The 11,522-nt window shown below is 63.0% G+C and carries 12 protein-coding genes and 1 pseudogene; 4 read left to right on the forward strand and 9 right to left on the reverse strand.

The window, feature by feature from the left end:
- Positions 1-210, forward strand: a pseudogene (locus Q0J74_RS01790) (hypothetical protein); the annotation flags it as partial.
- 74 nt (positions 211-284) lie between these two features.
- On the opposite strand, the gene Q0J74_RS01795 reads toward Q0J74_RS01790, so the two are convergent.
- Genes Q0J74_RS01795 through Q0J74_RS01835 form a run of 9 tightly spaced genes read right to left on the reverse strand, consistent with a single transcriptional unit; the run spans position 285 to position 8,963 of the window.
- Complete coding sequence (locus tag Q0J74_RS01795; RefSeq protein WP_297209722.1) at positions 285-896, reverse strand: V-type ATP synthase subunit D; 612 nt, start codon at positions 894-896, stop codon at positions 285-287.
- 12 nt (positions 897-908) lie between these two features.
- Complete coding sequence (locus Q0J74_RS01800) at positions 909-2,324, reverse strand: V-type ATP synthase subunit B (protein ID WP_297209725.1); 1,416 nt, start codon at positions 2,322-2,324, stop codon at positions 909-911.
- 37 nt (positions 2,325-2,361) lie between these two features.
- Positions 2,362-4,131, reverse strand: coding sequence for a V-type ATP synthase subunit A (locus Q0J74_RS01805; protein WP_297209816.1), 1,770 nt, complete (start codon positions 4,129-4,131; stop codon positions 2,362-2,364).
- A gap of 27 nt (positions 4,132-4,158) precedes the next feature.
- Positions 4,159-4,764: a V-type ATP synthase subunit E gene (locus Q0J74_RS01810; protein WP_297209728.1), complete on the reverse strand. Its 606-nt coding sequence runs from the start codon at positions 4,762-4,764 to the stop codon at positions 4,159-4,161.
- A 24-nt stretch (positions 4,765-4,788) separates the two neighbouring features.
- The gene (locus tag Q0J74_RS01815; protein ID WP_297209730.1) at positions 4,789-5,097 is read right to left on the reverse strand and encodes a V-type ATP synthase subunit F; all 309 of its coding nucleotides are present in this window, start codon (positions 5,095-5,097) and stop codon (positions 4,789-4,791) included.
- Positions 5,094-5,537: an ATP synthase subunit C gene (locus Q0J74_RS01820; RefSeq protein ID WP_297209733.1), complete on the reverse strand. Its 444-nt coding sequence runs from the start codon at positions 5,535-5,537 to the stop codon at positions 5,094-5,096. Before Q0J74_RS01820 ends, Q0J74_RS01815 begins: the two co-directional genes overlap by 4 nt.
- Before the next feature lie 39 nt (positions 5,538-5,576).
- Positions 5,577-7,526, reverse strand: coding sequence for a V-type ATP synthase subunit I (locus tag Q0J74_RS01825; protein ID WP_297209736.1), 1,950 nt, complete (start codon positions 7,524-7,526; stop codon positions 5,577-5,579).
- A gap of 55 nt (positions 7,527-7,581) precedes the next feature.
- Entirely contained in the window at positions 7,582-8,640 is a 1,059-nt protein-coding gene (locus Q0J74_RS01830) for a V-type ATPase subunit (protein WP_297209739.1), read from the reverse strand.
- Complete coding sequence (locus Q0J74_RS01835) at positions 8,640-8,963, reverse strand: hypothetical protein (RefSeq protein WP_297209742.1); 324 nt, start codon at positions 8,961-8,963, stop codon at positions 8,640-8,642. Before Q0J74_RS01835 ends, Q0J74_RS01830 begins: the two co-directional genes overlap by 1 nt.
- A gap of 262 nt (positions 8,964-9,225) precedes the next feature.
- On the opposite strand from Q0J74_RS01835, the gene Q0J74_RS01840 reads away from it, so the two are divergent.
- The 3 genes from Q0J74_RS01840 to thrH are packed head-to-tail and all read left to right on the forward strand — an operon-like array spanning position 9,226 to position 11,505.
- The gene (locus Q0J74_RS01840) at positions 9,226-9,705 is read left to right on the forward strand and encodes an Lrp/AsnC family transcriptional regulator (RefSeq protein ID WP_297209743.1); all 480 of its coding nucleotides are present in this window, start codon (positions 9,226-9,228) and stop codon (positions 9,703-9,705) included.
- Positions 9,702-10,889: an aminotransferase class I/II-fold pyridoxal phosphate-dependent enzyme gene (locus tag Q0J74_RS01845; protein WP_297209746.1), complete on the forward strand. Its 1,188-nt coding sequence runs from the start codon at positions 9,702-9,704 to the stop codon at positions 10,887-10,889. Before Q0J74_RS01840 ends, Q0J74_RS01845 begins: the two co-directional genes overlap by 4 nt.
- A 13-nt stretch (positions 10,890-10,902) precedes the next feature.
- Positions 10,903-11,505, forward strand: coding sequence for a bifunctional phosphoserine phosphatase/homoserine phosphotransferase ThrH (thrH, locus tag Q0J74_RS01850; protein ID WP_297209749.1), 603 nt, complete (start codon positions 10,903-10,905; stop codon positions 11,503-11,505).
- Positions 11,506-11,522 lie beyond the last annotated feature (17 nt).

An 11,522-nucleotide genomic window follows, 5' to 3' on the forward strand; every position in this document is an offset into this window, starting at 1 on the left:
GTGGGCCGGGACACCTCCTTCCCGGACCTGGCCCGATGCAACGACAACGAGGATATCTCCCCCTGGGCGGACGACTCCCTGCACTGGGCCGCCGGTATCGGGCTGATGGAATGGTCGGAGGGCGGCCGGCTGGACCCCCAGGGAACGTTGAATCAGGCTCAGCTGGACCGGATTCTGTCCCGCTTCACTCAGCAGGGAACGGACACGTAACAAAAAGAAAACCGTACGGCCGGGCCGCCCCTCTGGGGCGGCCCGGCCGTTTCGGCACCACTGCGCCGGTTGGCTTACGAATTGCCGCTGGTGCGCTTAATTACCTTCATGCGGACAAACTCCTCCCGCTCCTTCTCCTCCAACGCGTCGGTGATGAAGCGGATGGTCCCGTTCAGCTCGGGTATGACAATGTTTTGCAGGGCGTTGGCCCGCTTTTGGGCCTTTTTGATGGCCTGGGCCAGGCGGTAGATGGAGGTCTCCACCTCCGCCAGGCGGCGGGTCAACTCCTTGACCTGGTGGAACTTCAAATAGCAGTCGTCCAGCAGAGAAGAGGTATCCGCCAGACCGTACTCCGGCCGGGGGGGCGGGGAGGCGCCGGGAATGTGGGGCAGCTCCACCCCCATCACCGAGCGGTAGCGGATCTCCAGGGAGTCGTCCACATCCACAGATTGGGCGATGCGGTCACAGATGCCCAACCGGATATTGGCCGCCTGGAGCGCGGCATAGGCCTGGGTAAAGACCGTGTCGATCTGGCTTTGCAGGTCTTTGGCGGTATCCATCAGACTCATCAGCTCCCGGATGAGGATGTTCCGTTTCCGGTCCATCAGTTCATATCCGGTCTGGGCCAGGCTCCGGGACCGCTTGGCGGCCATCAGGTTTCCCTTGGTGGGCAGCAGACTGGCCATAGGCTGCCCCCCTTACGCCGGCTGGGAACCGCCGCCGGTTCCCAGGCTCTCCCAGGCCCCCTCCACGTAATGGGCGTCCAGGGTCTTGCCGTCCACACGGTCCAGCTCGCCCCTGGGGAGGATAGTGAGCAGCTTCCAGCCCAGGTCCAGGGTCTGCTCTATGGTGCGCTCCTCCCCGGCATCCTGGTTGATATAGTGCCGCTCAAAGGCCTCGCCGAATTTCAGGTAGCGCTTGTCTGTGTCGCTCAACTCCTCCTCACCGATGACGCTGGCCAGGCTGCGGGCCTCCTGCACCTTGGAATAGGAGGCAAACAGCTGGTTGGACAGGTCAAAGTGGTCCTCCCGGGTGAAGCCCTTGCCCACACCGTCCTTCATCAGGCGGGACAGAGAGGGCAAAATGGCCACCGGGGGATAGATTCCCTTTTGCTCCATCTCCCGCTCCAGCACAATCTGGCCCTCGGTGATGTAGCCCGTCAGATCGGGGATGGGGTGGGTGATGTCGTCGTTGGGCATGGTGAGCACCGGCACCTGGGTCACCGAACCCTTCCGGCCCCGGATCATGCCCGCCCGCTCGTAGAGGGAGGCCAGGTCCGAATACAGATAGGCGGGGAAGCCCTTTCGGGAGGGGATCTCGCCCTTGGAGGAGGAGAACTCCCGCAGCGCCTCGCAATAGGAGGTCATATCGGTCATAATGACCAGCACATGATAACCGTGGTCAAAGGCCAGATACTCCGCCGCAGTGAGGGCGCAGCGGGGAGTGAGAATCCGCTCGATGATGGGGTCGGAGGCCAGGTTGAGGAACATGACCACCCGCTGCAGGGCGCCTGCCTCCTCAAAATTCCGGCGGAAGAACTCCGCCGTGTCGTTCTTCACCCCCATGGCGGCAAAGACAATGGCGAAGTCCCCCTGCTGGTCCGGCACCTTGGCCTGGCGGACAATCTGGGCGGCCAGCTCATTGTGCTTCATGCCCGAGCCGGAGAAGATGGGCAGTTTCTGGCCCCGGATCAGGGTGGCGCAGCCGTCTATGGCGGAAACGCCGGTATAGATGCAGCTGCGGGGATACTGCCGGGATACCGGATTGATGGCGGAGCCGTTGATGTTCCGCCGCGCCTCGGGAAAGATCTCGCCCAGGCCGTCCGCCGGCCGGCCGGCCCCGTCAAACACACGGCCCAGCATCTCCTTGGACAGGGCGATGTCCATGGGCTTACCGGTAAAATGGGTACGGGCGTTTTCCAGGGAAATGCCCTTGGCCCCCTCAAAGACCTGGAGCACCACCCGGTCCCCGTCAATCAGGATGACCCGGCCATAGCGCCGCTCTCCGCTGTCCAGCGTCACCTCGGCCATCTCGTCGTAGGCCACCCCCTTCACTCCCTCCAGCACAATGAGGGAGCCGGACAGCTCCGACAGGCCGATATATTCCAGTCTCATAGTATCAGCTCCTGACGTAACAGAGAATAGGCGGCGGTCAGCTGTTGGCCCGGCTGACCTGCTCCAGGGCCTGGTCAATCTGCTGCTGGTATGCCTCAAACTTGCCCTGGTCCTCGTTGGGTACCTCGTATTTCATCTTGGTCAGCTGGTCAAAAATGCCGGTGGCCTTGAGCTGGGACAGGGGAATGGCCCGGGCCACCAGGGCCTTGGCCCCGTCGTGCAGGCGGAGAATCAGCTCCATCATCCGAAGCTGTTTGTCCAGAGGTACGTAGGTGTCAATGTCGTGATAGGCGTTCTGCTGCAAAAAACCCACCCGGATGAGACGGGCGGTCTCAATAATCAGCTTCTGATCCTCCGGTAGAATATCCGCGCCGATGAGCTTGACAATCTCCATCAGCTTGGCCTCCTCCTGGAGCAGGTCGGCAATCCGCTGGCGGCAGGGGACGAAGTTCGGCCCCACATTTTTCTCATACCAGTCCTTGAGATCGTCGGTATACTCGGAGTAGGAGGTGAGCCAGTGAATGGAGGGATAGTGCCGGGCGTAGGCCAGAGACCGATCCAGGCCCCAGAAGGTGCGGATATACCGCTTGGTGTTCTGGGTTACCGGCTCGGAAAAATCGCCGCCCTGGGGGGATACGGCCCCGATGACGGTGACGCTCCCCTCCTGGCCGCCCAGGGTTTTGACATAGCCCGCCCGCTCGTAAAACTCTGCCAGGCGGGAGGCCAGGTAGGCGGGAAATCCCTCTTCCGCCGGCATCTCCTCCAGCCGGCCGGAGATCTCCCGCAGGGCCTCCGCCCAGCGGGAGGTGGAGTCGGCCATCAGCGCCACATGATAGCCCATATCCCGGTAGTACTCCGCGATGGTCATGCCGGTATACACCGACGCCTCCCGGGCTGCCACCGGCATGTTGGAGGTGTTGGCGATGAGAATGGTGCGCTCCATCAGGGGCAGGCGGCTCTTGGGGTCCAGCAGCTCGGAGAACTCCTCCAGCGCCTGGGTCATCTCATTGCCCCGCTCCCCACAGCCCAGGTAGACAATGATATCCGCATCCGACCACTTGGCCAGCTGGTGCTGGGTCATGGTCTTGCCCGCTCCGAAGGGACCGGGAATGGCGGCCGCGCCCCCCTTCCCGATGGGAAACAGGGTGTCAATCACCCGCTGCCCAGTGATGAGCGGCCGGTGAATGGGCAGGCGCTGGGCCATGGGCCGGGCGGTGCGGATAGGCCAGCGCTGGGCCAGACAGAGGGTGTGTACCTTGCCCCGGCTGTCGGTGACCTTCACCAGGGGGTCCTCCACCGTGTACGCCCCCGCCCCCGCCACCCAGGCCACCTGGCCGGACAGGCCGGCAGGGATCAGGCAGCGGTGGGTAATCAGGCCGGTCTCCGGGCAGCGGGCGTATTCCGTCCCCGGTTCCACCTGGTCCCCCACCTGGAGGGAGAGGGTAACCTGCCACTTCCGCCCCCGGTCCAGGGTGGGGATGTTCAGGCCGCGGCCAATAAAGGGACCGCTCTCAGCCTGAATCACCTCCAGCGGGCGGGCAATTCCGTCAAAAATATTGTGGAGCAGGCCGGGTCCCAGCTCAATGGACATGGGGGCGCCCTGGGCGGTGACCGGCTGACCCGGCATCAGCCCTGTGGTATCCTCGTAGACCTGGACGGTGGTCTGCCCGCCGTCTACCCGGACCACCTCGCCGATGAGGCCCTGCTCCCCCACGTTGACCATGTCCATCATGGCCAGACCGCGGCCGCCGATGACGGTGACCACGGGGCCGTTGACGCCGTGGATGGTATAGTTGGCTTGGTTCATACGGGTCGTTGCCATCCTTTCTCGCTCTTATTCGTCCGACAGGGAGAGTCCGAACAGCTCGGCAAAATGGCCGGCCAGTTCCTCGGCGGCGCTGTCAAAGGAGTTGTCCACCCGCAGCCCCAGTCCGGGTGAAAGGGCCACCAGCCCGCCCAGCCGGAACTCCCCCCGCTGAAAGCTGAGCTTGCGCCCCTCCGCCGCCTGGGTCAGGCGGGGAATCCACTCCTGATCCTCCTCCCGCAGGCACACCTGCATGTCATCCGCACCGGGCAGCTGCTTCAGCGCTTCCCGCAGCAGTTCCTCCAGCCGCGCCCCATAGGCCGGCGTGCGGGTAAAGGCGGTCAGCCTGGCCCGCACCCGGGCAAAGGTCTCCTGGGCCATCTCCTCCCGCCGCAGGTGGAGCGCCCGCTGATTTTCCAGCATCCGGCGGGACACGCTGCGCCCTGCCTCCGCCTTGACCCGGGCCACCTCACTGTGGATGTGCTGGTAGGCCTCCCGGAGCATCTGACTCTCCGCCTTGCGCAGCGCGGCGTCCCGCTGCTGCTGCACCTGATCCATGGCGCGCTGGCTCTCCGCCGAGGCCTCCGCCAGGATTTTCGCGGTAAAGCGATCCAGTTTGTCTGTCATCTCTGCCATGAAGGGTATCCTCCTTTTGGGCCGTCACAGCTTGATGCCGATGGCCTCACGGATATAGCGGGTAATGGAGTCCGAGGCCCGTCCGGCGCTGTGCCGGTCGGGAATTTCCACCACCAGGGGCCGCTGGGCGGCCAGCTTCATGGGGGCGATCAGGTCCTGGCACATGGCGGCCAGCTTCTCGGTAATAAGCAGCACCCCAATCTCCCGGTCGGCGGCGGCGGTCTGAATGGCCTGCCGCACCTGGTCTGGTTCCCGCACCACCACGCCTTCCACCCCGGCCAGGCGCAGGCCCACCTGGGTGTCGGTGGAGTCAGTAATGACAAAGTATCTCATACAAACAGCAGCAGCAGGGCCACGATAAGGCCATACAGGGCCACGCCCTCCGCCAGGCCCACGAAGATCAGGGCCTTACCAAAGGCCTTGTCATTCTCCGAAATGGCGCCCAGAGCCGCCGAAGCGGAGGAGGCCACGGCGATGCCGCCGCCGATGCCGCTCAGGCCCACGGCCAGCGCCGCACCTACATATTTCAGGCCCTCCGCCAGTCCGGCGCCGGAGGCGGCCGCAGCGGCGGCGCCCTCCGCGACGGCGTCCGCGGCGGAAGCACTGCCGCCGATCCCTACCACGCTGGCCAGGATCAGGCAGGCAAAGAAGGACAGCACGTTGATCCCCAGCGCCCGCTTGGCCTTCCGGCCGGTGTATCTGCGCAGGCCGATGAGAAACAGCGGAGAGAGCACCGCCAGGGCGGCAAAACACAGGGCAATAAATTTCAGCATGATTGTTGACCTCCTCAGAATGATGAATGCGTCATGGGGTCAGTCCCCCTGACTGGTATAGCTGACCTTTTTCGGTACAAAGGGCGTGCCGCCGTCATCATAGAAGCGGCCAAACAGCTCGTAGAATTCCAGACGAAGCACCTGAATCCCCACCAGCAGGCCCTCAAAGCCCATGACAAAGGCATTGCCCGCCACCAGGATCAGAATCCCCACCGGGCCGCCCACTCCGCCGGCCAGGTTGGCCAGCATGTGGACCACCAGCATCAGGCCCACGTGTGTGATGGCATAGGCCCCGATACGCATGAAGGACAGGGTGTTGGTCAGGTAGCTGAGCAGGGTCTCAAACAGTTCAAACACCCCGGTCCCCAGCACCTCTCCCGGGGAGAACCGGCGCCACTCCGGGTCACCGGCCAGCAGGCGGGACAGAGGCTCCCGCAGGAGCATCAGCACCAGGGGCAGCACCAGCACCGGCAGCACATAGGCCGGCACCAGCAGGTCCACCCCGAAGGCAATGCCGGACAGGGCCGCAAAGAGCACCCCGGCGTAAAACAGAATACCCGCCGCTCCGTTGGGACCAAAGAGAATCTTTTCAAAATTCCGCTGCTTCACGCCGTTGATGATGTTGATCACCATCACCAGCAGCAGCATGAAGATGCCCAGCGCAATGGACATCACCAGCAACAGCAGCACGTTGCTCACCACGCCCAGTCCCTCCAGCTGGGTCTGCTCCATAATCTTAAAGCCGGGCAGAATCTCCTCAAAACCGAACACCGAGCCGTAAACACAGCCGAACAGGGCGCCGGACAGGCCGCAGCAGGTAATGATGCTACCCAGCCACATGCCCTTCACCTTCACCAGCACCAGGCCCAGCAGCGCCAGGCACAGGCCCTGGCCCAGATCGCCGAACATGATGCCGAAAAACAGACAATACGTAATCGCCATAAACAGAGAGGGGTCGATCTCATTGTAGGCCGGCAGGCCGTACATCTCCAAAAAAGGCTGAAATACCCGGCCCAGGAAGGGGTTTTTCAGCTTGGTAGGGGGCGTAAAGCCCTCGGCGTCCTCCGCCACGTCAATGACGCAGGACAGCTCACTGAACTGGGCCATGCGCTCCTGAATACCCTTTAGGGCGTCCTCCGGCACCCAGCCGGTGAGATAGAAGCTCTCCCGGCTGCGGCAGGCATACCGGCGCAGGTCCCGGCACTCGCTGTGGTAGCGCAGATAGGCGCAGTTGGACAGCAGCCGCTCCCGCTCCTGGGTCCGCAGTCCATCCAGCTCCGCCTGCACCTGCTCCGCCTCCCGCCGGGTCTGCTCCGCCTGGGCGGTGAGCTCGGCGATGGCCTGCTCCACCGTGCCGTGGGGCTGCACCTGCAGGTTCATCCGGGTAAAGTGCAGGGAGGAGAAGAGCATGTCCACCCGATCCCTGGAGCCCTTGGTGGTAAAATACACCCCGTATACCCGGCGTGGCCCCACCGTGGTGGGAATAAAGAGGATGTCCTCCTCCTGGTTCAGGGTCTCCTGAAAGCTGTCGAAAGTCTCCCGGGGCAGGTAGCCGTACTGGAAGCGGGAATACTCCAGCGCCCACAGCTCGTCCAGATCGGTACCGATCCCCCGCAGGTACTCCAGCTGCTCCGCCACGGCGGCCGACTCCGACGCCTGGTGCTCCAGCTCCTCCCGGCGGCGGGTCAGCTCGGTCACCTTGGACTCCACCCCATCAAAATAGTCCGCCAGCTCCTTCCGAGACAGCTTCTCCGGGAAGGGGGCATAATCCAGCTCCACTCCCGCCTGACGGACCACTTCCTCGGCACGGCGCAGCAGCGCCGCATAGGGATTGCTGCTCTCCATCGGCAGCACTCCCCGCACCCCGCCCATGAGTCGCAGGGCGTTTTCCGGATGAAACTGCTGGTCTATGACACAGGCGCTTACCACCTGGTCGAACTGCTCCAGCGGTCCGGCCAGTGTGAGCAGCTTCATGGGAACGACCGACATGGCCTCATCTCCTTTTTTCGTAATCCCGGCGGCTTCCCGCCGCCGGACCAGGCGCTCAGGCCCCTACCAGTTCCGCCAGTCCTGCGTGGTAGGGTACGCCGTATTTTACCGACTCGATCACGTTGACCAGCACCATCATCTCCATCTCCTTCAGGTCCAGATAGGCCATGGCCGTGTAGATGGAGGGGGGTGCACAGATCAGCTGGTGCTTGTTGAAGGTGTACATGGCCCGGCGGTAGTATTCCTCCGCCTCCTGCACCTCCACCCCCTCGAAGCAATCCCGGTAGGGCGTGTGCTCAAGCAGTTCAAATACCTCCCCCGCGTCCGCTGCGGCACACAGCCGGCGGGTCTGCTCCGGCTGGAGCCGGTAGTGAAAGGGGAAGAGAATGGTGAGATAATCCTCCTGAGGAATGTCCGGAAAATAGGTCTTCAGCCGCAGGATGTGGATGATGTTCAGCAGGTCCACCTGCCCGCCCAGAGCCTGAAGCAGGGCCTTCTGGGTGGCGCCCCTGTATGTCTGCTTGGCAATGCGGAACATATGGGAAAAATAGGCCGTACGCAGCAGGCACTCCGCCGTGGTGTAGTCCGGCAGGGGACCGCCGGCCTCCGGCCGCAGGTGGAGCAGCACGGAATAATAAATGCTCCCCCGGACGGCGGCAAGCAGCTGGTCATAGCTGGTACACGTTTGCAGGGCCTTGTGGTCCAGCTTGCCCCGCAGCACAATTCTGGGCGCCTCCGGCATTGCGCTGCCGTGGCCGTTCCCCGCCTTCAGGCGGCGCAGGGCATTGAGAATGGCGGTGCGCTCGGCCACACGGATACGAAACTGCATCAGCGGTTGGTCCTCCCGGGGGACGTAGTGGGTGAGGCTGAGATACTCCAGCCGCAGTTCCTCCCGCAGCGCCTGCTCCACCTCCACCCGGCCTACATAGCTCCAGCTGCCGGGGCTGTGCTGCGCCAGCGCCTTGCTCCAGCCAGGGTGCTGCCGCAGCGCCTCCAGAATTTCCGCCTCGTCCTTTAAACTCGCCAGCCAGGCAAACTCCTGAGTGCGCAGCCGCTTGCCGTACAGAGCGTGGACCTTGGCGGACAGGGCGCCATACCGCATCTCCGCCCCCATCACGGCCGCGTCCCCGCGATCATAGTAAACAGCGTGTCCGCCCAGCGGTCCCGATTCTTCTCATACACCGCCTCCACGCGCTCCATGGCCTGCCGCTGCTTTTCATCCAGCCGGGCAATGGCTTCCTCCGCGCTGGCCTGCTCAAGCTGCTTCACCACTTCGATCCGGTGTCCGGCCCGCTGGAGGTAGTCCTCCCGCAGCCGGGCGATCTCCTGCTCCACCCCGGCGCTCAATTCCTCCTGCCGCTGGCGGCTCTCCTCCACCAGCGTTTTGGCGTTGTGCTCGGCGGCTACGATCTGGTCTATCATGTCAATGTATTCCACACTGGCGCCCCCTTTCCTCTCCGCGCCGCAATCACTGTAATGATATGTCATGATAACACGTTCTCCTAGCTTTTTCTAGTGGAATTTGGATAAACTTTTATCCGCCCCCCGCTTTTTCCCCCATCTCCTCCGGCCACGGAGGAGATGGGGGCCTGTTTGCCCATTGCGCTATTGTAATTCTTCCCCAGGTCGTATATAATAAGGGGTAATCATCTTTTTCCGCCCATCTGATGGGGAAGGGATAGAAACAGGAGGAACCACTATGAGAAATCTGCTTCAGCTGTTGGAGACAGACTGTACGCTCACCCCCGAACAGCTGGCATCCATGGCCGACATGTCCGTGGAGGATGTGAAGGCGGCCATTCAGCGATATGAGGAAGAAAAAATCATCCTGGGCTACAAGGCCATCGTGGACTGGGACCGCACCGACCGGGAGGCGGTCACCGCCCTGATCGAGGTGAAAGTCACTCCCCAGCGGGGGGAGGGCTTTGACCGGGTGGCCGAGCGGATCTACCAGTATGACGAGGTGGAGAGCGTCTATCTGATGAGCGGTGCCTATGATTTGACGGTGATTATTTCAGGCCGCAGCCTGAAGGAAGTGGCCCAGTTCGTGGGGGAGCGCCTGTCCACTCTGGAGGATGTGACCGGCACCGCCACCCATTTCATCCTGCACAAATACAAAGAAAAGCACCTGATTTTTGAAAAGCAGGAGAAGCAGCCGAAGGAGTGGATTTTCTCATGAATTACGATGAAATACTCAGCCAGCGCATCCAGGCGGTCAAGCCCTCCGGCATCCGGCGCTTTTTCGACATTTTGGAGGAGATGAAGGACGCCATCTCCCTGGGTATTGGAGAGCCGGACTTCGTCACCCCCTGGCACATCCGGGACGCGGGCATCTATTCTCTGGAGAAGGGCTTTACCAAGTACACCGGCAACGCCGGTATGGCCGAGCTGCGGCGGGAGATTGCCGCCTACCTGGAGCGCCGGTTCGACCTGCACTACGACTTCGCCCACCAGATCATCGTCACCGTGGGCGGCAGCGAGGCCATTGACCTGTCCCTGCGCTGCCTGCTCAACCCCGGGGACGAGGTGATTGTCCCCATCCCCTCCTTTGTGTGCTATGGCCCCCTGGCCTCCATGGCAGGCGGCACCCCGGTGTATGTGGAGCTGAAGGCGGAAAATGAGTTTCGCCTCACTCCGGAGCAGCTGCGCACCGCCATCACCCCCCGCACCAAGGTGCTGGTCCTCCCCTTCCCCTCCAACCCCACCGGCGGGATCATGGAGCGGGCGGATCTGGAGGCCATTGCCGACGTGCTCCGGGGGACCAATATCATGGTGCTCTCCGATGAGATCTATGCCGAGCTGACCTATGGCCAGCACCACGTATCCATGGCCAACCTGCCCGACATGTACGAGCGCACCGTGGTGGTCAACGGCTTCTCCAAAAGCCACGCCATGACCGGCTGGCGTATGGGCTACGTCTGCGGTCCCGCCCCGGTGGTTCAGCAGATGCTCAAGCTCCACCAGTTCGGCATCATGTCCGCCCCCACCACCAGCCAGTACGCCGCCATCGAGGCCATGCGCAACGGCGACCGGGACATTGAGCACATGCGGGATGAGTATGACGGACGCCGCCGCTACCTGGTGGAGGGCCTGCGCCGCATCGGCCTGCCCTGCTTCGAGCCCAAGGGTGCCTTCTATGTGTTCCCCGACATCCGGGGGACCGGGCTGACCTCCGACGACTTCTGTGAGCGCTTTTTAATGGAGGAGCGGGTGGCGGTCATCTCCGGCTCCGCCTTCGGCCCCGGCGGCGAGGGCTTTGTCCGCTGCTGCTACGCCACCTCCATGAAGGACATCGCCGAGGCCCTGACCCGGCTGGATAATTTCCTCACCAACCTGAAGAAAAAGCAGGAGCGGGACGGATAAAGGAGGAGTAAACATGTACATCACCTGTCTGGATATGGAGGGGGTTCTGGTCCCGGAAATCTGGATTGCCTTCTCCCAGGCCACCGGCATCCCGGAGTTGCGCCGCACCACCCGGGACGAGCCGGACTACAACAAGCTGATGAACTTCCGGCTGGACATTCTGAGGGAGCACCACCTGGGCCTGAAGGAGATTCAGCAGGTCATCGCCACCATCGACCCGCTGCCCGGCGCCAAGGAATTTCTGGACGAGCTGCGTTCCTTCACCCAGGTGATCATTCTCAGCGACACCTTTGAGCAGTTTGCCCAGCCCCTGATGCGCAAGCTGGGCTGGCCCACCCTGTTCTGCAACACCCTGGAGGTGGCTCCCGACGGCGCCATCACCGGCTTCCAGATGCGCTGCCCCCAGTCCAAGCTGACCACGGTGAAGGCCCTCCAGTCCATCGGCTATGACACCATCGCCGCCGGGGACAGCTTCAACGATCTGGGTATGATCCAGGCCAGCAAGGCGGGCTTTTTATTCAAGAGTACCCCTCAGATCAAGGCCGACCATCCGGAGCTGCCCGCCTATGAGGAGTTCTCCGATCTGCTGGCCGCCATCCGGGGGGCCATGCGCTGACCCCATTTCCCCGGCTT

This window comes from uncultured Flavonifractor sp., from assembly GCF_944387675.1.
Lineage (GTDB): Bacteria > Bacillota > Clostridia > Oscillospirales > Oscillospiraceae > Flavonifractor.

Excerpts from the sequence above, each read along its gene's own strand:
- Q0J74_RS01795 (WP_297209722.1), bottom strand. The coding sequence starts at position 896 with ATGGCCAGTCTGCTGCCCACCAAGGGAAACCTGATGGCCGCCAAGCGG.
- Q0J74_RS01800 (WP_297209725.1), bottom strand. The coding sequence starts at position 2,324 with ATGAGACTGGAATATATCGGCCTGTCGGAGCTGTCCGGCTCCCTCATT.
- Q0J74_RS01805 (WP_297209816.1), bottom strand. The coding sequence starts at position 4,131 with ATGAACCAAGCCAACTATACCATCCACGGCGTCAACGGCCCCGTGGTC.
- Q0J74_RS01810 (WP_297209728.1), bottom strand. The coding sequence starts at position 4,764 with ATGGCAGAGATGACAGACAAACTGGATCGCTTTACCGCGAAAATCCTG.
- Q0J74_RS01815 (WP_297209730.1), bottom strand. The coding sequence starts at position 5,097 with ATGAGATACTTTGTCATTACTGACTCCACCGACACCCAGGTGGGCCTG.
- Q0J74_RS01820 (WP_297209733.1), bottom strand. The coding sequence starts at position 5,537 with ATGCTGAAATTTATTGCCCTGTGTTTTGCCGCCCTGGCGGTGCTCTCT.
- Q0J74_RS01825 (WP_297209736.1), bottom strand. The coding sequence starts at position 7,526 with ATGTCGGTCGTTCCCATGAAGCTGCTCACACTGGCCGGACCGCTGGAG.
- Q0J74_RS01830 (WP_297209739.1), bottom strand. The coding sequence starts at position 8,640 with ATGGGGGCGGAGATGCGGTATGGCGCCCTGTCCGCCAAGGTCCACGCT.
- Q0J74_RS01840 (WP_297209743.1), top strand. The coding sequence starts at position 9,226 with ATGAGAAATCTGCTTCAGCTGTTGGAGACAGACTGTACGCTCACCCCC.
- Q0J74_RS01845 (WP_297209746.1), top strand. The coding sequence starts at position 9,702 with ATGAATTACGATGAAATACTCAGCCAGCGCATCCAGGCGGTCAAGCCC.
- thrH (WP_297209749.1), top strand. The coding sequence starts at position 10,903 with ATGTACATCACCTGTCTGGATATGGAGGGGGTTCTGGTCCCGGAAATC.